General features: G+C 26.9%; 23 protein-coding genes, 2 tRNA genes and 1 riboswitch. Of the genes, 17 read left to right on the top strand and 8 right to left on the bottom strand.

Translation table 11 applies throughout. The features are described 5' to 3' along the window. Window positions 1–3 precede the first annotated feature (3 nt). Together BUA62_RS03045 and BUA62_RS03040 are read left to right on the top strand one after the other, a co-directional pair. Window positions 4–1,239 (top strand): hypothetical protein, encoded by a 1,236-nt coding sequence (locus BUA62_RS03045; RefSeq protein WP_072863317.1) that lies wholly within the window; start codon window positions 4–6, stop codon window positions 1,237–1,239. A 15-nt stretch (window positions 1,240–1,254) separates the two neighbouring features. Then, window positions 1,255–2,127 carry a DUF5685 family protein gene (locus BUA62_RS03040; RefSeq protein ID WP_072863315.1) on the top strand — a complete coding sequence of 291 codons (873 nt, stop codon included), beginning with the start codon at window positions 1,255–1,257 and terminating at the stop codon, window positions 2,125–2,127. 147 nt (window positions 2,128–2,274) lie between these two features. Here BUA62_RS03040 and BUA62_RS03035 read toward each other — a convergent pair whose 3' ends face one another. The 6 genes from BUA62_RS03035 to BUA62_RS03010 form a co-directional block, all read right to left on the bottom strand. Then, window positions 2,275–3,519 carry a DUF1015 domain-containing protein gene (locus tag BUA62_RS03035; RefSeq protein ID WP_072863313.1) on the bottom strand — a complete coding sequence of 415 codons (1,245 nt, stop codon included), beginning with the start codon at window positions 3,517–3,519 and terminating at the stop codon, window positions 2,275–2,277. Between the two features lie 173 nt (window positions 3,520–3,692). Beyond that, window positions 3,693–4,109: an rRNA maturation RNase YbeY gene (gene ybeY / locus BUA62_RS03030; RefSeq protein ID WP_072863311.1), complete on the bottom strand. Its 417-nt coding sequence runs from the start codon at window positions 4,107–4,109 to the stop codon at window positions 3,693–3,695. Next, window positions 4,106–5,467 carry an HDIG domain-containing metalloprotein gene (locus BUA62_RS03025; RefSeq protein WP_143148311.1) on the bottom strand — a complete coding sequence of 454 codons (1,362 nt, stop codon included), beginning with the start codon at window positions 5,465–5,467 and terminating at the stop codon, window positions 4,106–4,108. The genes ybeY and BUA62_RS03025 overlap by 4 nt, the downstream gene beginning before the upstream one ends. Beyond that, on the bottom strand, window positions 5,454–6,437 hold the full coding sequence (locus BUA62_RS03020; RefSeq protein WP_143148314.1) for a PhoH family protein: 984 nt from the start codon (window positions 6,435–6,437) through the stop codon (window positions 5,454–5,456). The genes BUA62_RS03025 and BUA62_RS03020 overlap by 14 nt, the downstream gene beginning before the upstream one ends. Before the next feature lie 20 nt (window positions 6,438–6,457). Then, window positions 6,458–7,447, bottom strand: a complete 990-nt coding sequence (locus BUA62_RS03015; protein WP_072863309.1) for a 2-hydroxyacid dehydrogenase — start codon at window positions 7,445–7,447, stop codon at window positions 6,458–6,460. Window positions 7,448–7,464: 17 nt separating this feature from the next. Further along, entirely contained in the window at window positions 7,465–7,905 is a 441-nt protein-coding gene (locus BUA62_RS03010; protein WP_072863307.1) for an LPP20 family lipoprotein, read from the bottom strand. Between the two features lie 172 nt (window positions 7,906–8,077). On the opposite strand from BUA62_RS03010, the gene BUA62_RS03005 reads away from it, so the two are divergent. From BUA62_RS03005 to BUA62_RS02935, 15 genes are all read left to right on the top strand, one after another. Further along, window positions 8,078–8,671 carry a GNAT family N-acetyltransferase gene (locus tag BUA62_RS03005; RefSeq protein ID WP_072863306.1) on the top strand — a complete coding sequence of 198 codons (594 nt, stop codon included), beginning with the start codon at window positions 8,078–8,080 and terminating at the stop codon, window positions 8,669–8,671. A 12-nt stretch (window positions 8,672–8,683) separates the two neighbouring features. Then, window positions 8,684–9,457 (top strand): YdcF family protein, encoded by a 774-nt coding sequence (locus BUA62_RS03000; protein ID WP_072863305.1) that lies wholly within the window; start codon window positions 8,684–8,686, stop codon window positions 9,455–9,457. Between the two features lie 29 nt (window positions 9,458–9,486). Continuing rightward, complete coding sequence (gene yqeH, locus BUA62_RS11730; RefSeq protein WP_072863304.1) at window positions 9,487–10,593, top strand: ribosome biogenesis GTPase YqeH; 1,107 nt, start codon at window positions 9,487–9,489, stop codon at window positions 10,591–10,593. Between the two features lie 21 nt (window positions 10,594–10,614). After that, window positions 10,615–11,205, top strand: a complete 591-nt coding sequence (gene pduL, locus BUA62_RS11725) for a phosphate propanoyltransferase (protein ID WP_072863303.1) — start codon at window positions 10,615–10,617, stop codon at window positions 11,203–11,205. Between the two features lie 110 nt (window positions 11,206–11,315). Beyond that, window positions 11,316–11,393 (top strand) — tRNA-Thr (locus tag BUA62_RS02985). Window positions 11,394–11,444: 51 nt separating this feature from the next. Then, window positions 11,445–12,194 carry a class I SAM-dependent methyltransferase gene (locus BUA62_RS02980; RefSeq protein ID WP_072863301.1) on the top strand — a complete coding sequence of 250 codons (750 nt, stop codon included), beginning with the start codon at window positions 11,445–11,447 and terminating at the stop codon, window positions 12,192–12,194. Continuing rightward, complete coding sequence (locus BUA62_RS02975) at window positions 12,194–12,820, top strand: sigma-70 family RNA polymerase sigma factor (RefSeq protein WP_072863299.1); 627 nt, start codon at window positions 12,194–12,196, stop codon at window positions 12,818–12,820. Before BUA62_RS02980 ends, BUA62_RS02975 begins: the two co-directional genes overlap by 1 nt. Then, the gene (locus BUA62_RS02970) at window positions 12,820–13,443 is read left to right on the top strand and encodes a hypothetical protein (RefSeq protein WP_072863298.1); all 624 of its coding nucleotides are present in this window, start codon (window positions 12,820–12,822) and stop codon (window positions 13,441–13,443) included. The genes BUA62_RS02975 and BUA62_RS02970 overlap by 1 nt, the downstream gene beginning before the upstream one ends. A gap of 82 nt (window positions 13,444–13,525) precedes the next feature. After that, complete coding sequence (leuS, locus tag BUA62_RS02965) at window positions 13,526–16,003, top strand: leucine--tRNA ligase (RefSeq protein WP_072863296.1); 2,478 nt, start codon at window positions 13,526–13,528, stop codon at window positions 16,001–16,003. 13 nt (window positions 16,004–16,016) lie between these two features. Next, a complete protein-coding gene (locus BUA62_RS02960) occupies window positions 16,017–16,670 on the top strand; it encodes a redox-sensing transcriptional repressor Rex (protein WP_072863293.1) in 654 nt (217 codons plus the stop codon). 3 nt (window positions 16,671–16,673) lie between these two features. Continuing rightward, window positions 16,674–16,760, top strand: a tRNA-Leu gene (locus BUA62_RS02955). Between the two features lie 40 nt (window positions 16,761–16,800). Continuing rightward, window positions 16,801–17,490 carry a 16S rRNA (cytidine(1402)-2'-O)-methyltransferase gene (gene rsmI, locus BUA62_RS02950; protein ID WP_072863291.1) on the top strand — a complete coding sequence of 230 codons (690 nt, stop codon included), beginning with the start codon at window positions 16,801–16,803 and terminating at the stop codon, window positions 17,488–17,490. After that, the gene (xseA, locus tag BUA62_RS02945) at window positions 17,477–18,880 is read left to right on the top strand and encodes an exodeoxyribonuclease VII large subunit (protein WP_072863289.1); all 1,404 of its coding nucleotides are present in this window, start codon (window positions 17,477–17,479) and stop codon (window positions 18,878–18,880) included. The genes rsmI and xseA overlap by 14 nt, the downstream gene beginning before the upstream one ends. Next, a complete protein-coding gene (locus BUA62_RS02940; RefSeq protein ID WP_072863287.1) occupies window positions 18,877–19,137 on the top strand; it encodes a hypothetical protein in 261 nt (86 codons plus the stop codon). Before xseA ends, BUA62_RS02940 begins: the two co-directional genes overlap by 4 nt. Window positions 19,138–19,232: 95 nt before the next feature. Then, on the top strand, window positions 19,233–19,775 hold the full coding sequence (locus BUA62_RS02935) for a hypothetical protein (RefSeq protein ID WP_072863285.1): 543 nt from the start codon (window positions 19,233–19,235) through the stop codon (window positions 19,773–19,775). Between the two features lie 71 nt (window positions 19,776–19,846). Here BUA62_RS02935 and guaB read toward each other — a convergent pair whose 3' ends face one another. Further along, a complete protein-coding gene (gene guaB, locus BUA62_RS02930) occupies window positions 19,847–21,301 on the bottom strand; it encodes an IMP dehydrogenase (RefSeq protein ID WP_072863283.1) in 1,455 nt (484 codons plus the stop codon). A 14-nt stretch (window positions 21,302–21,315) separates the two neighbouring features. Beyond that, window positions 21,316–22,824, bottom strand: coding sequence for a glutamine-hydrolyzing GMP synthase (guaA, locus tag BUA62_RS02925; RefSeq protein ID WP_072863281.1), 1,509 nt, complete (start codon window positions 22,822–22,824; stop codon window positions 21,316–21,318). Window positions 22,825–22,878: 54 nt separating this feature from the next. Continuing rightward, a riboswitch (purine riboswitch) is annotated at window positions 22,879–22,980 on the bottom strand. Window positions 22,981–22,988: the final 8 nt, after the last annotated feature.

Genomic DNA, 22,988 nt, shown 5'->3' with positions numbered 1-22,988 from the left:
TTTATGAAATATCATAGTAAAACACCAGAAGAATGGGAAAAATATGATAAGGAAAAAGAAAAGAGGGATTATATAAGAAAAATGCAAAAAAGAAGGCAAAGAACAAATAATCTTATTATTATTTTTATTTCTGTTTTTGCAATAGCACTAATAATATTATCGAAATATTATTTTCCAAGATACAGGTTTGGAGATTCGTTAATAATGGATAGTATATCATTTTCACTAATGTCACCAAATGAATACACATATCCAGATGGATTAAGTATAAATGTTAATATGTTTAATACAGGAAGTAAAAGTAAAAAAATGAAAATAGATTCGTTTGTATTTTATATATATAAAGTAACAGATTCATCTAGTGAAACTTTTTATAGATTTGAATATCCTAATATTATAGATTACGAATTATATCCTTTAGAGAGTAAAAAAATTTTCGATTTAAATTTGGTTAATCCAATGTCGAAGATTCCTAATGGAGATTATGTTGTTGAAGCGAAATTTAATTATAATAATAAAACGATAAAATTGAAAAAACAGTTTAAATATATTCATTCAATTAAATATAATATTTATTTGGAAAAAGCTTTTTATTTAGAAAATGAATATCCTAAATTATATATAGAAGCAAAAAATTATTCATCTGAGACTAAAAGTATTAATCTTATGGGGAAAATTCAAATATTTACTCAAAAAAGAAAGTTGATAAAAGAAGTTCCTGTAAATTTAGGTTATATTACATTAAACTCTTTAGAATATCAAACATTTGAGATAAGTATCCCTCCGGTAAGTAAAGGTATATATGAATTATATTTTGTAAGTGAAGAATTAAATCAGGCTGTTTATATTCCATTAGCAATAACAAATAATATAGAAAAAAAATTAAAAAATGTGAGCTTGTCAATTGACACATATCTTTTTTATCCTGTAAACCAGCTGTTTCAAGGAGATTTTTATATAAATAATTTAGATTTTAAAAAAGAAAGATTTTTAGAAATTGAAGGGTATAATATAAGATTACTAAATATTGAAAATAATACTATTGTTTATAATTATGAGAATAACGAAAAAAAACGAATATATATTAGTGAAGGTGGAAAGGTTCAAATACATTCGGTTTCATATATACCTCCTGTAAAATTATCAATACCTGGTAATTATAAGCTAATTTTTGCTGTAAAATCAAATGAAAACACTGTAGAAAGAACTATGGATTTATATGTTGGAATTTCTCAATAAGGATGTGAAAGAAAATTGTACGGATATATCTCCCTTTTTTTTAAACCAAATGAAAAAGAAAGAATACATTATACAAGTCATTATTGTTCGCTTTGCCATTCATTAAAAAAAGAATTTGGAAATTTATATAGAATGTTTATTGTAAGAGAAGTTTCTTTTTTTTCAATTATTAAACTGAAATTTGATGAGAGAAATTTAAAAGAAATAAGATGTCCATGGGTAGGATTTAAGAAAAGATATATATATAAAGATTTAGAAAAATTTAAGGAATTTTCATATTTAAATGCTTTTATCATATATGGAAAATTATATGATAAATTGTTTGATTCTAATTTAGAGAAAATGTATATATTTATTAAAGGCTTGAGAAAAAAGATTGTAAGTTATTATGGGGAAGAATTTATAAATGAATATGAGAGTATTTTAAAAAAGCAATTTGAAATAGAAAAAAATAATCATGAGTTAGATGAATATTTTTTACCTTCAATTGAAATAACAAAAATGATAATTGAAAAGCATGGGTTAGATCTTCCAGATGATTTTAGTAATTATGTGGGTTCTTTAGTATATCTCTATGATGCTATATATGACTTTGAAAGAGATATAAAAAAAGGAAATTTTAATCCAATAAAAGTTACGTTTAATGTAAATAAATTATCAGACTTATCGAAAGAAGAGAAAGAATATATAAATTTCATTATAGATTATTCAACAAAAGAGATAATAAGTATTTTTGAAAATTCAAAAATAAATAATAAACATTTTGTGAAAAAACTTTTTTCATTTAGTGCAATATATCATAAAAAGAAAATTGAAGAATTATTACTTTCAGATAAAACTAAAAATAAAAAAACAAAAATTGATGATACTTTGTACTTAAAAATATGATTGTTCTCAAATAAAAAAACAAAAATTATTAAAAATGAAAAATGCATAGGGGTTGTTATTGAGTATATATAAAACAAACAAAAATGAAATAAGAGAAGCGATAGAATGGCTTAAAATATAATAACATCCCCCAAATGGGGGATGTTATTATATTTCGTGTATTAATAATCCAGATCTTAATTTTGGTTCAAACCATGTTGACTTTGGTGGCATAGTTTTATCAGCATCCGCTACAGCCATCAATTCTTCGATAGATGTTGGGTACATAGAAAATGCAACTTTCCAATTTTTTCCGTCAATCCATTCTTCTAAAGCTTTAACTCCTCTGATTCCACCTAAAAAGTGAATTCTTGGATCTTTTCTTGGATTTTCTATTCCTAATATAGGAGATAATAAATAATTTTGTAAAATATAAACATCTAATTGTTTTACAGGATCTTTTTCATCTATAATATTTTCTTTAGCTTTTAAAATATACCATTTTTTATTTATATACATTCCAAATTCATGTCTTGATTTTGGTTTGTATGGGGATTCTGGAGCTTCTGCTATTTCAAAATATTCAGAAAGTTTATTCATGAAATCATCATCTGATAAACCGTTTAGATCTTTTACAACTCTGTTATAGTCAAGGATTTTTAATTCATCATGTGGGAAGACAACAGCCATAAAGGAATTATATTCTTCGCTTCCAGTATGTAAAGGATTTTTTGATTTTAAAATTTCTTTTGTTCTTGAGGCTGCTGCTGCTCTATGATGTCCATCAGCAATATACAAAGATTCAACATCTTTAAAAGCATTTTCTAATTCTTCAATTAAATTTTTATTCGTTAAGACCCATAATTCATGATGAACACTTTTTTCATCAACAAAATCATAAATTTTTTCAGCAGCATTAATTCCTTTATTTATCAAATCTTTTATAGTTTCTTTTGATTTAAATGTTAAAAATACAGGACCAGTTTGAGCTTCTAATATCATTATATGTTTTGTTCTATCGTCTTCTTTATCTTGTCTTGTTAATTCGTGTTTTTTTATCAGACCTTTTTGATATTCTTCTACAGAGAAAGTAGCAAAAATTCCTGTTTGTGAATGTCCATTCCATGTTTCTCTGTAGAAGTAAAGTGCTGGTTCTTTTTCTTCAACTAGTACACCATCTTTTTTAAAATTTTCTAAATTTTCTTTCGCTTTTTTATACACTATTTCACTATGTGGATCAATATCATTTTCAAATTCAACTTCCGCTCTTGTAACTCTTAAAAAACTATTTGGGTGTTTAGAAACAATTTCTTTAACCTCATTTTCTTCTAAAACATCATATGGTGGACATGAAAATTCCTCAACCAACTCTTTCTTAGGTCTTAATCCTTTAAATGGTCTAATTATAGACACTTTAATACCTCCCTTATTATATTTATATACCAGAACTATTATATCAGTTAGAGTAATTTTCCTCAAATAGATTTAACAAAAAAATAAGGTGTTATAAAGTAAATATTATCAATTAAAGCAGAAAATCATCTATACTTACATATAAAAAAATAATGAAAAATTTTTCATTATTATTAAAATAAATCATTAAAGTATTTGTCCTGGAGTTCAAACATTTTTCTTTTGTCGTTTTCTGTAATATGGTCATATCCACATATATGAAGAATACCATGAATCAAAATATAAAAAAATTCTTTTTCAAAAGAATTTCCGAATTTTGGTGCTTGTTCTTCTATTTTTTTTACAGATAAAATTATTTCTCCAATAGTTTCTTCATCTAAACCATATTCAAAAGATAATACATCAGTTGGACCATTTTTTTTTCTATATTCTTCGTTATATTTTTTTATAGTGTTGTTATCAGTAATAAGAATATTTATTTCATAGTCACTATCACCAATTTCATTGTTTAATACTTTCTTAGTAATTTCTTCAACTTTTTTTATATCGATATGTTTAATATTTTGTTCATTGAAAATATTTATTTTCATTTTTTATTCACCTCTTTGAGAAGTTCTTTAGATATTTCTGGATAACTAATTCTTGTATGATTCATATTTAAAACAGTTTCTATCATAGCGCTTTTGATTTTTTTTATTTCTCGTAATGTTAGTCCACAATCGTCTAATTGTCCTTCAAGGAAAAGTTCTTGTATTAAATCATCAATTTTTTCTTCAATATTTTTTTTGTTAATATCTTTCATACTTCTTGTAATAGCTTCCACATTATCTGCAATCATTAATATAGCAGCTTCTTTAAACTGAGGAATAGGACCTGGATATTTGTATACGTCTGGAGATAAATCTTCATCTAATTCTAAACTTTTATGAAAAAAATAACGCTTTATTCTTGTTCCGTGATGTTGAACAATTAAATCTTCTATTAAAATCGGTAATTTGTATTTTTTAGCCAATTCTTGACCTTTTGTTACATGAAGATTTAGGATTAATGCGCTTAATTTGGGGTTTATTTTATCATGTGGATTTAACCCTTTTTGATTCTCCGTGAAAAATAGTGGTCGTAGAGATTTTCCAATATCATGAAAATAAGCACCAACCCTTAATAAAACAGGATTGGCATCGATAACTTCAGATGCGCTTTCTACCAAATTTGCTATGATTAAACTATGATAATACGTTCCAGAAGCGTTTAGTGAAAGTTTTCTCAGTAATGGATGGTTTAAATTACCTAATTCTAAAAGACCAATATCTGAGTATACACGTGTGATATATTCTAAATAAGGTAAAGTTCCTAAAATAAAAAGCATTTGAATAAGGTTTGAGATAAAGATTTGTGGAATAGCTATCAAATTAAATTCGTTATAAATAATATAGGTGATTGTTTGAGAAATCGTAGCTCCCAAAAATGGTATGATAAGTCTTACACGAGAATATATTTTTTGACTTAAATAAGAACTTATAAATCCAATTATAAAAAGAGAGATAAATGTTTTAAGTGGATTGCCAATTAAAAAAGAAAAATAAAAAGCAAAAATTATTGAGGATAAAAAGCCTAGATAAAAATTCATCATAAGCGTAATTGTAACAACAACAAATAAAGGGGTAATTGAAGGATTAGAAAAATATTTTGATGACAATAGATTGAAAATAATACCTAAGTCTAAAATCAATATAAAAGTAGCCCAATAATTAAATGGGTGCAATTTGAAATTTTTATCTTTTTTTATTAAATATTGAATAATGAAAAACCAAAAAGGAATAAAAACTATTGTGAAGTTAAATAAAAAACTCCAAGTAATATCATTCCATAGTAAAATTTCTGTAACAAAAAATAAAAAAAGGAAATTAATAAGAAAAAAGAAATTTTGAAAAACTTTAGTTTTTCCCATTTTTTTCACCCTTGATTCTTTCATAATAATCATAAGCTTTTATAATTTCTTTCACAAGAGGATTTCTAACAACATCATTCTGAGTTAATTCAATGAAAGAAATTCCTTTTATCTTTTTTAAAATATTTTGAACAATTAATAATCCAGAATCCTTTTTGTTTTCTAAATCGATTTGTGTAATATCACCTGTTATAACTGCTCTAGAATTAAAACCAATTCTGGTTAAAAACATTTTCATTTGATAATATGTGCTATTTTGAGCTTCATCAAGTATTATAAAAGCATTATTTAGCGTTCTTCCTCTCATATATGCAAGTGGAACAACTTCAATAATTCCTTTTTCTTTATATTCAGCAACTTTATCAGCGTTAATGAAATCCATTAAAGAATCATATAAAGGTCTTAAATAAGGATCAACTTTTTCATATAAAGTTCCAGGTAAAAAACCTAATTTTTCTCCAGCTTCAACAGCAGGTCGGGTTAAAATAATTCTTTGAACTCTCCCGGTTTTTAAAAATTCAACAGCCATAGCCACTGCTAAATAGGTTTTTCCTGTTCCTGCAGGTCCAATACAAAAGACTATATCATTTTTTTTCATTGATTGTATATAGTCTGATTGACCATGAGTTTTTGCCTGAACCCTTAAACCACTCACGGTAGTGTTAACAACTTGATTATAATTTGCCTTCTGTGATTTTGTCAAATCATTTTCGGATTCATATAAAGAAACAATATATTGAAACTCTGTCCAATCTATTAAATGTCCATTAGATGTAATATCAATAATTTCTTTTAATATATTTTTTACTTTAACTAGACTTTTTTCTCTTTCACTATTTATTATAATTTTATTTTCAGAATAAGAAATTTGTACATTAAATTTATTTTTTAAATATTTTACACGATTATTATACGTACCAAATATTTCAATTAATTCAATTTCCTCAGGGATATTTAAATAATCTTTAATACAAATCACCTCTTGAAATATCAATATTTTTTATCATAGTCAACAATTGAAAGTGGAATGCCATCTTTTAAATATTTTTTTATGCTATCAATTGTATAATTAATTCCTGCAGTAGTAGCATGATATGAATATCCACCAACATGTGGTGAAAGGATTACATTATCAAATTCCCAAATTGGATAGTTTGAAGGCATTACATTTTTGTTTTCTGAAGTTGGATAATTAAACCACACGTCTAAAGCAACGCCTTTTAAAATACCATTTTTTAAAGCGTTATATAAACCTTCCTCATGAATTAATTTGCCTCTACCTACATTTATTAAAAATTTATCTTTCATTTTCATTAAACGATCTTCGTTAATAATTTCATAAGTTTTTTCTGTTAAAGGAAGTGTTAAAAATAATATTTCGCTATCTTCAATAATTTTGTCTATATCATAATAAACCTTATCAACACTTTTGGGTAATTCATTAATTTTACGATTTTTTAAAATATAAATTTTTGTATTAAAAGGTTTTAAAAAATCAGCTATATTTTGGCCTATAGCACCAAATCCCAAAATTCCAATTTTCTTTTTTTGAATGGAGTTCCATGATTCAAAAATAGACTCACCAACGGTAAAACCATGCCAAATTCCTTTTTTTAAGTCATTATGAAAATGAATGATTTTTCCAAGTAAAGCTAATGCTAAAGCAACAGCTCTTTCTGCAACATATTTTCCGTTTCCATGAGCATTTGAAATAATAATATTTCGCTCTTTTAAACAATCTAATGGTAATTGTTCAACCCCTGCAAAAGGAACAAAGATAATTTTTAATTTTTCAGCTAATTCAAGTTCCTTTTTTGTAATAAAGCCACCAATTATTGCATCTGCATCTTTTAATAGCTCTTCTTTTGATAATTTTTCTTTTTCAGGAAAGATAAGTTCAATATCAGGATACTCTAACTTTAGTTTATTTAATTTTTCATTCCAATATGAATTAAATTTGTGTAAAAATAAGAATTTCAAAAAAACTCACTCCCATATTAGAAATTTTTTAATTTTTTACCTAATAGTTCTTCAATATCTTTTCTAAATATTCTAATTGTTACATAAGCCATACCTTCTGTCATATTAAAGCCTTCATCTATTTGTTGAGCACCTCTGATTGTGCCCCATAAAGAAGATTCGATGCTTTTATTCTGTAAAACAAAATCTTTAACGGTTGTTTTTGAATCAATATAAACTCCATAAATATATTCTACTGCTTTAGAATAAGCATCCTGCCTTGCAGCTTCAAGAGCAGCTAATTTGGCTTGTGCAACCTGCGGAAATGCTTTATAATCTATAATCCCAAATCCCTTAAAATCATGATAAGCTGCCCCTTTTTGATTTTCAGGTTGAGAAAAAGGACTTGAATTCATTACACTACATGAAGTTAGAAAAAGCATAAAAACGATTAAAACCACCAAAAATCCCTTTTTCATTCATTTCCCCTCCATATTTTTAATTTGAAATTCATCTATATTATACCACAAATTGATTTTATTCTTTTCTGATTATATTGTATTTTTGAACACAAAATTTTAAAATAAATAAACATAATAATGATATAATTAATATATACTGGTATATTTCTTTTTACCATGAGGTGAAATTATGAAAGAAGTAAAAGTATCATTTGGTATTCATAATGAAGAGGAAAAAAATTATATAGTAACTTTACTATATAATACATTTTATGAAAAATTCAAACCTGTTTTTTTAACTAAAACAAAATCTTTAAAATTACTCAAAAACTATATTTTTTTTGATAATATTATTGTTTCCAGGGATATCAATGATAACATATTAGGAATAGCTGCCATAAAATATAAAGGTTTTTCATGGTTAAATTTAGATTTTATTGACATTTTAAAAGAATATAAATTTGCAACTTTAAAAGTCATTTTTAGAGGTATTTGTTTACTTAATACGCAAAAATGTGGCAAATATTTATTATTAGATGATATTGTTGTTATTCCAGATAAAAGAGGTTTAGGAATTGGAACAAAAATTATATATTATTTGTTTGATTATGCTAAAAAGAAAAACTTAAAAGGAGTTAAATTATTTGTTATAAAAGAAAATATAAGAGCAAGACAACTTTATGAGAAATTAGGTTTTAAAGTTATCAAATTTCATAAAATCCCAATTTTATGGGAAAAATATTTTGATATAAAAGGATTTTATGAAATGACATTTGATTTTTAATGGAGGGATAATATGTTATGGATTAGAAAAATTTTTCAATCTTTTGTCGAACTTCCGGGGCTTTTTATTACTTTAATTATATTATTAAATTTTAGACTAAGAAAAACGAAAATTTCAAGAAAAATGATTATAATAACAGCAGTAATTATATATATTTTTTCAATACAAATAACTTCAAGAGTTTTAGTTTCCCCGTTGGAAGATGCATTTGAACCAATAAATTATAATGAAATAAATAAATCTATTCCTTCAATAATTGTAGTTTTAGGTGGAGGAGCTATACCAAAAACCCCAAACTCTCCAGTAATAGGAGAATTGTCTGATCAAACATTTAAAAGGATTTTTGCAGGATATGAATTGTATAAAACAACAAATTTTCCTATAGTTATTTCTGGGGGGCGTCCTCCAAATACAGAATATGTTCCAGAGGCGTTAATTATGAGAGATTATTTAGTGAGATTTGGAGTGAATCCTTCAAGTATTTTTATTGAACCTGATTCTCAAACAACAGAGGAAAATGCAAAATATGTGAATTCTTTGATTGAAAGTATGAAAATAAATCGAATGTTTTTAGTAACCTCTGCAATTCATTTGCCTCGCTCATATAAGATATTTAAGCAATTTATAAATGAAAATATAAAAATAATACCAGTCCCATCAAATTATTTGATAACAAGGGATAAAATAACATGGATAGATTTTAAACCTGATATAGATGCTTTAAGATCTAATGCAATGGCAATACATGAATATATAGGAATGATATATTTTTTTATATTTAAATAAGTAAATATTTTTATGAAGAGGGTGATTTTATGAAATGTCATGGTTGTGGAGTAGAAATACAAACAAATAATCCGGAAAAACCAGGTTTTTTACCAGAACATGTATTTGAAAAATTTATTGGTCAAGAGGATAAAGCCTTATGCCAGAGATGCTTTAAATTAAAACATTATGGCGAATTAATTCCAGTTACAATAAATAAAGATTTTTATAATCAATTAAAAAGTATAATTCATGAATTTGATACAGTTTTATGGGTTATCGATATTATTGATTTTGAAGGTACTTTTGATAAAGATATATTAAATTTAGTAAAAAATAAGAATCTATTTTTAATAATTAATAAAGTTGATTTGCTACCGAAAAGCGTACCTTTTGTCGAATTGAAGGATTGGGTTTATAATAGAGTAAAAAATGAAATTAATATTAAAAAAGATAATATTCGTTTAATAAGTGCGAAAAGAGATTTCGGTATAAATAGATTAATAAGAATTTTAAAAGAAAAAGGAATAAAAAAAGTTATTGTAATAGGAACAACTAATGTAGGAAAATCTTCATTATTAAATAACATAACAAATGTAAAAATCACAACAAGTTCATTTCCTGGGACAACATTAGGAATAGTAAAAAGAAAAATTCAGGATATTGAAATATATGATACACCTGGAATTGAAACAAACAAAAGATTTACAGATTTTTTTGATATATATACACAGGTGGAAATGATTCCGCATAAAACTATTAGTAGAAAAACATTTAAACCAGATGTTGGTAAAGTTATATTTATAAGTGCATTTTTTAGATTTAAAATTTTATCTTTAGCTAAAGATAGTTTAAAACCAATTTTCTTGATATTTGCACCTGAAAAAATAGCCTTTCATCAAACAAAAGAAGAAAGAGTAAATGAATTATTAAAAAATAACGTAGGGGATGTTCTATTTCCACCATATGAAAAGGAATACCCTATTAATATTGAGTATGAAAAAGAAATATATACAATAGATGAAAATGAAGAATTAGCAATTCCAGGGTTGGGTTGGATTTCCGTTAGAAGAGGTCCTTTGAATATAGAAATAGTAAAACCTAATAATATTGAATTAATTGTTAGGAAACCATTAATTAGTCCAAAAAGAGGGTAAATAAAAAGTGGAGGTGTTAGAATGAAGTTAAAAGAGCAAGGTATTATTGTTGGAGTTTCAAACAGGCATGTTCATCTTTCAAGAGAAGATTTAGAAATATTATTCGGAGAAGGTTATGAGTTGCATCCAATAAAGGATTTAAAGCAACCTGGACAATATGCAGCTGAAGAGGTAGTTACATTAGTTGGTCCTAAAGGAAAGATTGAAAGGGTTAGGGTTTTAGGTCCAGTAAGAAAAGAAACACAAATTGAAATATCTCAAACAGATGCATTTAAATTAGGAGTGAAACCACCAGTTAGAGATTCTGGCGATTTAGATGGAACACCAGGTATAAAAATTGTAGGACCAAATGGTGAAGTTGAAACAAATAAAGGTTTAATATTAGCAAAAAGGCATATTCATATGCTTCCAGAAGATGCAGAAAAATATGGTGTTAAAGATAAAGACTTAGTTTATGTTGCTGTTGATAAGGGTAGTAGAAAGTTAATATTTGGGGATGTTTTAATTAGAGTAAGCCCTAAATATGCATTAGAATTTCATGTTGATACAGATGAAGCTAATGCAGCATTAATAAAAACAGGTGATGAAGTAAAAATAGTAGAAGAATTCTAATATTGTATTTTTAATAAAATCTCCCGGATTCGGGAGATTTTATTAATCTAAAAAATATGCAGCTTTTTACTTGACTAAAAAGACTTTTTATTGTATAATATATTGGGTTTGCAGGTGTAGCTTCAACAGGTTAGAGCGCTGCCTTGGTAAGGCAGAGGTTGTGGGTTCGAGTCCCATCACCTGCTCCAGTAACTCCCCGGATTTCGGGGATTTTATTTTATATAGTCAGGGGGATTTTAATGAAATCTTGGGAATATTATAATAAAATTGCCGATAATTATGACGAAATGTATGCAGAGCCTTATTGGGAAATGCATAATAAAGTTTCTGAAAAGATAATATTTGATAATATTAATATAAAAAAAGGAAAAATTCTTGATATTGGTGCAGGGACAGGTTACTGGTCAAAAATATTTTTAGAAAAAGGTTTTGACGTATATGCTGTGGAACCTTCAGAAAGAATGTGCGAAATATTAGAAAATAGATTTTCAGGGTTTAATAATATAAAAATAATTAATGGTTATGGAGAAAATTTACCGTTAGAAGATAATATGTTTGATATTGTTCTTGCAATGGGTGATGTTTTGAGTTATGCAGAAAATCAAGAAGAATTTATTGATGAGGTTAATAGAGTACTTAAAAAAGACGGATATTTTATTGGAACTGTAGATAATTTGAATAAATTTATTTTTGATGCTTTTTTTTCTAAAGATTTTGATATAATAGAAGTAATGAAAAAGAAAAAAAGAATAAAAATAGGATCTTCTAAATTTATGTCGTTTTATTCTACTTTATTTACTAAAAATGATTTAGAGAAAATTTTATCACAATTTTTTAAAAATATAAATATTTACGGAATTATGCCTTTTTCCTGGGAAGGTGATTCTGATTTTTCAAAATATTGGGCAGAAGTGTTAGAGTTGGAAATAAAATTTTCTAAAAGTTTATTTGATGTTGCTGAACATTTAATGTATTTGGTTGTGAAATAATGAGTAAATATAAATTAAGAACCTTACGAGTTGAATCTTTAATTAAATTAGCACAATCTGGAGATAAGGAAGCAATGAATATGATCATGGTAAAGTTTGAACCCATGATTAAATCTATTGCTTCTAAGTATTATGGTGCTTGGGCAGAATTTCAGGATTTAGTACAAATAGGGTTTGTAGGATTGATTCAAGGGGTTTATTCCTTTGACGAAAACAATAACACAAAATTTTCAACTTTTGCTTATTTGAATATATCATCAGAAATAAAGTCGTTTTTAACTTATTTAAATAGATTAAAAAATAAAGTTCTCTCAGATGCAGTAAGTATAGAATCTATGTTTGAGGATTATTCTGAAGATTCTGATTATTATTTTGAAGTTCCATCAGAAACAGATTTATATCAATCAGTAGTATATAATTATATTTTTGAAAGATCCATTGAACAAATGAAAGAAATTGAGAAAGATATTGTAAAAATGTGGTTAGATAATAATTCGTATGAAGAGATATCAGAGGAATTAAATATTGCTAAAAAAAAGGTGGATAATACAATACAAAAGTTTAAGAAAGTTGCGAATAGGGTAATGAAATATGTAAATGCATCTATAACGATAGGAGGAAAATAATGAGGATAACAAGACTTTTGCTATATTTAGCCATAATATTATCAGTTATTTCAATAATAATGTCTATAGGGAGTGAAATAAGATATTCTAAATTTCAAAATTACATGGAAAGTCTTTTTAATAGGCAAAATACAAAGGTAAACGACAGCATTTCTCAATTAAATACAAAAATTGAAGAAATGAATAAATATTTTGAACCTAATGGCATTGTAGAAAAGTTTATTAATTATAAAAGCAATTTAGAAAAGCATTTAAATGATTTAGAGAAATTATTAACTATAGCTCAGGAAGATAAAAATGTAGGGTATTTTCAGTTATATATTATAGGCTCTCGGGAAGTCTGGATAGGTATAAAAGATAAAAGTGATAAATACGTGTTTCAGGGAATGTTAAAGCCTGGATTATCTCCATATAAATTTTATTTTTTCAAGGACCCATCAATTAGAACTTCTTATACAATTAATATTCCATATGATGCAAAGATGCAAACAGCTAATCCAAACAATATATATTTTTTAATTCAAGAACCAGGACAAAGAAGATTAAAGCAAATGCCTGCAGCTAAGCTTGAAAATATTTCTGAAGATTTAAATTTATATATACCCACTATTAGAGGGAAATAGGATTATATAAAACTTTAATTTTAAATAAATTTCTGGTATAATATATGAGAAAGTTATCACTTGATATACAGGAGGGAAAGATATGGACTATAATCATATAGAAATTGAGAAGAACTGGCAAAAAGAATGGGAAGAAAAAGGAGTTTTTAAAACTTCACAAAAAAATGAAAAAGAAAAATATTATGTATTAACGATGTTTCCATATCCGTCAGGAACTATACATGTAGGACACGTTAAAAATTATGTTATTGGTGATGTTGTTGCGAGATATAAAAGAATGCAAGGGCATAATGTTTTACATCCTTTTGGGTATGATGCTTTTGGCTTGCCAGCTGAAAATGCTGCGATTAAAAATAACGTTGATCCAGGAAAATGGACATTTAAAAATATTGAAATTATAAGAGAGCAAATAAAAAAAATTGGGATTAGTTATGATTGGGATAGAGAGATTGCAACATGTACAGAAGATTATTATAAATGGACTCAATGGATATTTTTAAAGTTATATGAAAAAGGTTTAGCCTATAAGAAAAATGCTGCAGTTAATTGGTGTCCAAGTTGTAAAACAGTTTTAGCTAATGAACAAGTGGTTAATGGAAAATGTGAAAGATGTGGAACAGAAATAGAAATGAAAAAACTCGAACAATGGTATTTTAAAATAACAGATTATTCAGAGAGATTATTAGACGACTTGAAAAAGCTTGAAGGTTGGCCTGAAAATGTTAAAATTATGCAAAAAAATTGGATTGGTAAGAGTGTTGGAGCTGAAGTGAATTTTACTATTGAGGGTAATAATAAAAAATTATCAGTTTTCACAACAAGACCAGACACTCTTTGGGGAGTAACTTTCATGGCGCTAGCTCCAGAATCACCATTAGTAGAAGAATTAACAACTCCAGAGCAAAAGAAAGAAGTAGAAGAATTTTTAAATAGAGTAACTAAAGAAGATAAATTTAAGAGAATTGCACAAGGTGCAAAGAAAGATGGGGCCTTTACAGGAAGTTATGCAATTAATCCAGTAAACGGAGAAAAAATACCTATTTATGTAGCTAATTATATCTTATTTGAGTATGGTACTGGAGCAATTATGGCTGTTCCTGCACATGATCAAAGAGATTTTGAATTTGCAAAAGAATTTAATTTACCTATAAGACTCGTTATTAAACCCGAAGGTTCTGATTTAACTGAAGAAGATTTATCAGAAGCATTTACTGAAGATGGTATAATGGTTAACTCAGATAAATTTAATGGTATGAAAAACAGAAATGCGTTACATAAAATAATAGAATGGCTTGAAGAAAAAAATATTGGTAAAAAAAGTGTTCAATATAAATTAAGGGATTGGTTGATATCAAGGCAAAGATATTGGGGAGCACCGATACCAATTGTCTATTGTGATGAATGTGGTGTTGTTCCAGTTCCTGAAAAGGATTTACCAGTTAAATTGCCAACTAATGTAAAATTTGAACCTGCAGGTAAAAGTCCTTTAACTTATACAGAAGAATTTATTAATACAACATGTCCAAAATGTGGAAAACAAGCAAGAAGAGAAGTGGATACAATGGATACATTTGTTGATAGTAGTTGGTATTATTTGAGATATATTAATCCAAAAATGAAAGATAAACCATTTGATTCAGATGATGTGAATTATTGGTTACCTGTTGATCAATATATAGGTGGAGTAGAACATGCGATTTTACATTTATTATATTCAAGATTTATCACAAAAGTATTATATGATTTGGGATATGTAGATTTTACTGAACCTTTTTCAAATTTATTTACACAAGGAATGATTTATAAAAACGGTGCTAAGATGTCAAAATCAAAAGGAAACGTTGTATCACCAGATGAAATGGTTGAGAAATATGGAGCAGATACATTAAGACTATATATGTTATTTATGGGGCCACCAGAAAAAGATGCAGAATGGAATGATGCAGGTTTAGAAGGTGTGGCAAGATTCATGAACAAAGTGTGGAATTTAATGTCAAAAATAATTGAAGTTACAAAAGATGTGAATATTGAAAATATGAAATTAAATACAAAAGAAGAAAAATCTTTGAGAAGAAAATTACATCAAATGATTTCGAAAATTACAAATGATATTGAAAAGAATTTTCAATTTAATACTGCAATTAGTGGTATGATGGAATTAATGAATGAATTAAATGCATATATGAATAATGTTGATGAAAAGAATTGGAATAAAGAATTATTAAAAGAATTAGCATATGATTTTGTTATTTTATTATCGCCATTTGCACCACATTTATCAGAGGAATTATGGCATATGATGGGGCATAATACATTTGTTTTAGATGCTCAATGGCCAACGGTTGATGAAAAGGCTTTAGAAGTTGAGGAATTAGAAATTGTTGTTCAGGTAAATGGTAAAGTAAGAGCCAAGATAATTGTTAATGCTAATTCTTCAGAAGAAGAAATAAAAAACAAAGCATTTGAAAATGATAAGGTAAAAAAATACATAGAAAATGCTGAAATAAAAAAGGTAATTTTGGTAAAAGGGAAATTACTTAATATAGTAATAAAAAAGTGATTGGGGGTAAATTATGAAAAATCCTAAAATACCAAAACCAACTATTAAAAGACTTGCAATGTATTATAGGTGTTTAGAAAATAAAAAATCTATGGGACTTCAAAAAACGTCATCAAAAGAATTAGCAGAGTCTTTACACATTAAAGCAAGTCAAATTAGAAAAGATTTGTCTTATTTTGGAGAGTTTGGAAAACGTGGTGTAGGATATGACATTGATAAATTACAAAGTTCTATAAAAACCATTTTAGGGCTTAATAAAAAATGGAATGTAGCAGTAATTGGTGTAGGAAATTTGGGTTCTGCAATTGCGAACTATACAGGACTTGAAAAAAATGGTTTTTTTATCAAAGCAGGATTTGATAAAGATAAAACGAAAATTGGAACACAAATATCTGCAGGTGTACTTGTATATGATATGAAAGATATAAGTAAGGTATGTACCGAAAAAAATATTGAAATTGCTATTTTAACAGTGCCAGCCGAAGTAGCTCAAAAAGTTGCTGACCAATTAGTTAAAACAGGGATAAAAGGTATTTTAAATTTTGCACCAACATCACTAACTTTACCTGAAAACATTGCTGTTGAAAATGTCGACTTTACAATTTCGTTAAAAGCATTAACATATGATATTGTTTCTAATAACGATATATACGAAATAGAAGATTAAAGAGCCGGGGTGGCGGAATTGGCAGACGCGTATGATTCAGAATCATATGGGCTTTAGCCTATGCGGGTTCAAGTCCCGTCTCCGGCACCAAAACCCGCATTTGCGGGTTTTTTTAATGTGAGGTGAAAATATGGGAAAGTTATATATAATAGGAACACCAATAGGTAATCTAAAAGATATATCATTAAGAGCTGTTGAAATATTAAAAGAATCTGATATTATTTTTGTTGAAGATAAAAGAGTTACTATAAAATTATTAAATAGTTTAGAGATTGGAAAAAAAGAGTTATTTACATTTAGTGAATATAATGCACATAAAGTTTTGAATAAAGCTATTGGAATTATAAAAGAAAATAATATTTGTTCTTTAGTAAGTGATGCTGGGATGCCTGTGATTTCTGATCCTGGTTATCAATTAATTAATAAATGTTGGGAAGAAAATATTGAGATTGATATTATACCAGGACCAAATGCACCATCTGCTGCAATTGCTATTAGTGGGTTCCCAGGATCCAAATACATGTTTCAAGGATTTCTTCCAAGAGGAAAAAACAAAAGGCGTCTTTTCAGAAAAATGAAGGACTTGGGGATTTTATTTGTTTTTTTTGAATCACCACAAAGATTAAATAATACTTTAAAAGAAATACTTGAAATAGTTGGAAATAGAGATATATTTATAGCTAGAGAAATGACAAAAGTTCATCAAGAATTATTTAGAGGAAAAGTTAGTGAAGCTATACAACATTTTTCCAAGAAAAATGTTAAAGGTGAAATAACTGTAGTCTTATCTGGAAAAGAGGATGAAAATGAAAAAATTTAAAAGTTTATTAGAACTAATAAATTGGATTTCTTTAGAATTGGAAAAAACAAATTTATTTGATGATACTGTCGTTTTTGAAGGAGATATTTCAAGAGCTAAGATTAGTAGCGCTGGAGATTTATTTATTGAGGTTTCTCAAAGAAATGAAAAGGGGAAAACATTTAAAATAAATGTATTTCTTTCTAGATATTATATAAAAACACTTATTGACAATCTTGGGTTAAAAAATATAAAGGAATTAGAGAATAAAAGTTGGAATTTTTTAGGTAAGATTTCATTTTGGCCAACAACATCCACTTTTGCTATTAGATTGCAATCACTTTTTCCTCTTGGTGATTCAAAATTAGAAAAAAGAAGAAAAGAAATAATAAAAAGATTGAAAATTAAAGGACTTTTAAGGGAAAGAGAAAATAAATTAGAATCTTTACAGCCTATCAGAAAAATAGCAGTAATATCTTCAGAAACAGCTGCTGGATATGGCGATTTTATAAAAAATATTAATAAATTAAAAAATCCTCCTTTAATACATTTATATCCTTCTTCAATGCAAGGAGTAGAAGTTCCAATTAATGTTAGCAAAGCTTTAAAAAGAATTATTGAATCTAAAATTAATTATGATGTTATAGCATTAATTAGAGGTGGAGGGTCACAATCTGATTTGATGTATTTCGATGATTACAATTTAGCTGAAAATATTGCATGGGTTTCTAATAATAAAATTCCAGTTTTGACAGGAATTGGGCATGAGCAAGATATAACAATTCCTGATTATGTTTCTTATATGAGATTTTCTACTCCAACTGAGGTAGCAAGATCTATTGTAAATCAAATTGAAGTATTTAATAATCAAATAAATGATAATTTTCAAAATATAATATATTCTATAAATAATATTTTTTTGCATGCGGAATTTTATACAAAAAATATACTAAATAATTTAAGCGTATTAATTGATCAGTTTTTTGAAGAAGAAAAAAATAAAATGAATGTATATCATAATTCTCTAACTTTTTTTGAAAGAATATTAGAAAACTCAGAATCTTTTATTTCTAAGGAATTAAATTCTTTTGATTTTATTTCTAAGTATATAAACAATGAAATTAATATAATAAAAAATGATAATTATAATATTGAAAAAACAATAAGAAATCTTTTTGAAGTTTATGAATCGAATCTTTTAAAGAAATTAAATGATTATTATTTAGAAATAACTAAAAACAGTCCGTTCAGTTCATTTTTAAGTGGTGGAGCAGTATTGGTTCAAAATTCTGAAGTTATTGATAGCGTTTATAAATTAGATAAAAAGAAAAATTTAGAAATTAAATTAAGAGATGGAGAAGTAGAAAGTATAATAAAAGAGGTAAAATATTATAAGGAGGAAATGAAATGACTATTAATGAAATATTAAAAATGACAAAAACAGAATTGAAAAAGCATTCTTTTAAAGATATTTCAAATATGCTTGAATTAATATCTCAAACATTTCAAAAAAACAGTAACGATTTAGATATTGAATATGCCTTAGAAATATATAAAAAAGGTTTGGATTTATTATTAATTGCCAAGGAAAAGTTGTCAATTACAAAGGAAGAAAAAGAAAAAATAGATAGAAAATTTGAAGAGATTAAAGAAAAATTTGAAAGTTAAATAAATATACTAAAATTCTAAGTTGTTTCTAAGGAAATTTTAAGGTTTGTGCTGTATTATAAAAATAGAAAACTTAGAATTTTGGGGGTGATAATATGAAAAAGATTTTAGGAGTTTTATTATTAATGTTATTAAGCATTTCCATGTTTTCCTGGGTTAATATTCCGATTTTAGATGCTAATAAATTGTTTGAAGTGAAGGGTACTATAGACGAAATAAATACTCATGAAAACAGTAGATTTATGTTTTTAACATTAAAAGATAAAGGAGATTTCAAAGCGATTTTTCCAAACGCACCAATATTAGAAAAGTGGTTTGAAAATAACACAAATATAACTCTTTATGGGTATTATGTAGAATTAAAAACTGATAAATATTTTATTCCAGTGAAAATCGATTATAAAAACAAAACAGTAGATTTAAGAAAAGAAATCGCTAGAAGATTATACCAAAAAAAACAATATCAAGATATGATTTATCACAGAAAACTAATGGAATATAGAACACCTTATCCACATATGCAACAATATCCATATCCTTATAATTACAATTATAAATTTAAACGACCTGGGTTTAATCAATCGAATAGATATTTTCCAACTCCATATTATAATCCATACAAACCACCAATTAAATAATACATTAAACAAAAGGCATCCTCAATATTTGTAGGATGCCTTTTATAAATGAATATTTTATAAATGAATATTCATTTTATAGAATAATTAGGAGCCTTTTTTGTAATTGAAATATCATGAGGATGACTTTCTTTAATACTTGAAGAGGTTATTTTTATAAATTCGGCTTTCTCATGTAAATCATCAATATCTTTTGCGCCAATATACCCCATTCCCGATTTTAGCCCACCTAATAGTTGATATACAATTTCTTTCACTTTACCCTTATAAGGAACCATTCCTTCAACACCTTCTGGAACAAGTTTATCCGTATTAGTTATATTCTCCTGAAAATATCTATCTTTACTGCCTTTTTTCATTGCACTAATTGATCCCATACCTCTATAAGTTTTATATTTTCTTCCTTGATATAATATTGTTTCTCCAGGCGCTTCTTCTGTTCCAGCAAATAAACTTCCAAGCATTACAGTATTTGCACCTGCAGCTAAAGCTTTTACAATGTCTCCTGAATACCTTATTCCACCATCAGCAATTACGGGGATATTATATTTTTTTGCAATTTTTACTACATCCATTATAGCAGTTAATTGTGGAACTCCAATACCTGCAACAACTCTGGTAGTGCATATTGAACCAGGACCAATACCAACTTTTAAGGCATCTGCACCGGCTTTTATTAAGTCTTTTGAAGCTTCTTCTGTTGCGATATTTCCAGCTATAATAGGTGTTTCAGGAAATTTAGATTTTAATAATTTTATAGTTTCTATAATGTTTTTAGAATGGCCATGTGCTGAGTCAAGAACAATTATATCAACATTGGCATTAATTAATGCTGTGGCTCTTTCTAATGCATCAGAAATTCCTATAGCAGCACCAACTAACAATCGTCCTTTATTATCTCGAGAAGCATTTGGATGTTCCATTACAGAAACAATATCTTTTATTGTTATTAATCCTATTAATTCCTGTTTTTCATTTATTATAGGAAGTTTTTCTATTTTGTTTTCATGAAGTATTTCTTTAGCTTCTTTAATTGTTATATGAGGACTAGCAACAATTAATTTTTTAAATGGTGTCATTAAATCTTTAGCTTTTTTATTCGAATCTTTTTCAAATCTCATATCTCTATTTGTTAGAATACCTAATAATTTGTTGTCTTCATTCACGACAGGAAGACCACCTATTTTATAGTCATGCATTATTGCTTCAGCTTTAAATATAGTTGTGTCAGGAGAAATGGTAACTGGATCATATATAATACCATTTTCTGATTTTTTAACTTTTTCAATTTCATGTGCTTGTTCTTCTATACTTAAATTTTTATGAATAATTCCAATACCGCCCAAATGTGCCATAGCTTTTGCCATGGAGCTTTCTGTTACGGTGTCCATAGCAGCAGATAAAAACGGAGTATTTAAATATATATTTTTAACTAATAATGAATTTGTTTTAATCAGTGAAGGAGTAACTTCGCTATATTTTGGTAATAATAGTACATCATCAAATGTTAGTGTTTCTCTAAACATAAAACTCTCTCCTTTCATTCCCATTCAATTGTCGCTGGTGGTTTCGAGGTAATATCATACACAACCCTTCCAACACCCTTAATTTCATTTGTAATTCTATTAGAAACTTTTTCAAGTATATCAAAAGGTATTTTTGACCAATTTGCAGTCATTCCTTCTACACTATCCACACTTCTAATTGCAAGAACATAATCATAATTTCTTTCATCTCCTACTACTCCAACTGTTTTTATAGATGTTAAAACAGTAAAGGCTTGCCATACTTTATTGTACCAATTATATTCTTTTAAAGTTTCTATAAATATTTGATCTGCTCTTCTTAAAATATTAAGTTTTTCTTCAGTTATTTCTCCAATAATTCTTATTGCTAATCCAGGGCCTGGAAAGGGATGTCTATATAATATATGTTTTGGTATTCCTAAAATTTCTCCTATTTTCCTCACTTCGTCTTTAAATAAAAATTTTAAGGGTTCTATTATTTTGAGATTGATATTTTCAGGGAGACCACCAACATTATGATGGCTTTTTATTTTTGCAGTATTTTTTCCGGATGCTGCACTTTCAATAATATCAGAATAAATAGTACCCTGAACCAAATAATCATAATGTCCTTTTGCATCATCTTCAAATACTCTTATAAATTCCTCTCCTATAATTTTTCTTTTTTGTTCTGGATCATAGATGTTCTTTAATCTATTTAAAAACCTTTTTTTTGAATCAACAATATTCAAATTAATTCCAATCAAGTCTTTAAATATTTTTTTCACTTCATTTTCTTCATTTAGCCTTAATAAGCCATGATTTACAAATACAGCTTTTAAATTTTTCCCTATAGCTTTGTGAACTAAAACAGTGGCTACTGAAGAGTCGACTCCCCCGGAAAGGGCAATAATAGCCTTTTTGTCTTTAATTTCATTTTTAATTTCATTTATTTTTTCATCTATAAAATTGTTTAATGACCAATTTTTTTCCAATTTAGCGATATAAAACAAAAAGTTTTTGATTATTTTTTCACCATGATCTGTATGTTTAACCTCTGGATGAAATTGCAATCCATATATATTATTTGAAAATTTAATAGCAGCATAAATATTATTTTTAGTTTTAGCAATCACATTATATTTTTGAGGTAGTTTTGTTACAGAGTCTCCATGACTCATCCAGGTTATTATATGTTTTGGTATATTATAAAATATAGGATCTTGAATAATTTCAACTTCAGTTTTTCCATATTCTGCAACTTCAGTTCTTTTTACTTTACCACCTAAATTTTTTGCTAATAATTGCAATCCATAACATATTCCTAAAATAGGTTTGTTAGACTCTAACACCCATTTTGGAAGAGGTAAAGAATCTTGTTCATTAACGCTTTTTGGTCCACCTGAAAGTATTATAGCACCGAAATTGTTGGATGGTGTGTCATCATATTGAATAACTTCAGAATAAACTCCTAATTCTCTAACCCTTCTTGCTAATAATTGAGTGTATTGAGATCCATAATCAATAATAATAACTTTTTTCATAAGCACCTCCTAAAAAAATATACTCCTCTATAAGAAAAGAGGAGCATAATAATATATACAACCCTCTTCCCCTATAGTCAGATGGTTTACGGCCATCTGGTAGAAACTTCCAGACCATATTACTGGAATTATATAGGAAAAGATTCCTAAAAATATTTAATTTT

This window comes from Marinitoga hydrogenitolerans DSM 16785 (genome assembly GCF_900129175.1).
In the GTDB taxonomy this organism is placed as follows: domain Bacteria; phylum Thermotogota; class Thermotogae; order Petrotogales; family Petrotogaceae; genus Marinitoga; species Marinitoga hydrogenitolerans.
This window is presented reverse-complemented; position numbering and strand designations above follow the sequence as displayed.

Bases quoted from the DNA above. Each gene is read 5' to 3' on its own strand.
- BUA62_RS03010 (WP_072863307.1), bottom strand. From the start codon at position 7,905: ATGAAAAAGGGATTTTTGGTGGTTTTAATCGTTTTTATGCTTTTTCTA.
- BUA62_RS02980 (WP_072863301.1), top strand. From the start codon at position 11,445: ATGAAATCTTGGGAATATTATAATAAAATTGCCGATAATTATGACGAA.
- BUA62_RS02935 (WP_072863285.1), top strand. From the start codon at position 19,233: ATGAAAAAGATTTTAGGAGTTTTATTATTAATGTTATTAAGCATTTCC.
- pduL (WP_072863303.1), top strand. From the start codon at position 10,615: ATGAAGTTAAAAGAGCAAGGTATTATTGTTGGAGTTTCAAACAGGCAT.
- BUA62_RS02960 (WP_072863293.1), top strand. From the start codon at position 16,017: ATGAAAAATCCTAAAATACCAAAACCAACTATTAAAAGACTTGCAATG.
- BUA62_RS02975 (WP_072863299.1), top strand. From the start codon at position 12,194: ATGAGTAAATATAAATTAAGAACCTTACGAGTTGAATCTTTAATTAAA.
- BUA62_RS03005 (WP_072863306.1), top strand. From the start codon at position 8,078: ATGAAAGAAGTAAAAGTATCATTTGGTATTCATAATGAAGAGGAAAAA.
- BUA62_RS02970 (WP_072863298.1), top strand. From the start codon at position 12,820: ATGAGGATAACAAGACTTTTGCTATATTTAGCCATAATATTATCAGTT.
- guaB (WP_072863283.1), bottom strand. From the start codon at position 21,301: ATGTTTAGAGAAACACTAACATTTGATGATGTACTATTATTACCAAAA.
- guaA (WP_072863281.1), bottom strand. From the start codon at position 22,824: ATGAAAAAAGTTATTATTATTGATTATGGATCTCAATACACTCAATTA.
- BUA62_RS03000 (WP_072863305.1), top strand. From the start codon at position 8,684: ATGTTATGGATTAGAAAAATTTTTCAATCTTTTGTCGAACTTCCGGGG.
- ybeY (WP_072863311.1), bottom strand. From the start codon at position 4,109: ATGAAAATAAATATTTTCAATGAACAAAATATTAAACATATCGATATA.
- leuS (WP_072863296.1), top strand. From the start codon at position 13,526: ATGGACTATAATCATATAGAAATTGAGAAGAACTGGCAAAAAGAATGG.
- xseA (WP_072863289.1), top strand. From the start codon at position 17,477: ATGAAAAAATTTAAAAGTTTATTAGAACTAATAAATTGGATTTCTTTA.
- rsmI (WP_072863291.1), top strand. From the start codon at position 16,801: ATGGGAAAGTTATATATAATAGGAACACCAATAGGTAATCTAAAAGAT.
- BUA62_RS03025 (WP_143148311.1), bottom strand. From the start codon at position 5,467: ATGGGAAAAACTAAAGTTTTTCAAAATTTCTTTTTTCTTATTAATTTC.
- yqeH (WP_072863304.1), top strand. From the start codon at position 9,487: ATGAAATGTCATGGTTGTGGAGTAGAAATACAAACAAATAATCCGGAA.
- BUA62_RS02940 (WP_072863287.1), top strand. From the start codon at position 18,877: ATGACTATTAATGAAATATTAAAAATGACAAAAACAGAATTGAAAAAG.
- BUA62_RS03045 (WP_072863317.1), top strand. From the start codon at position 4: ATGAAATATCATAGTAAAACACCAGAAGAATGGGAAAAATATGATAAG.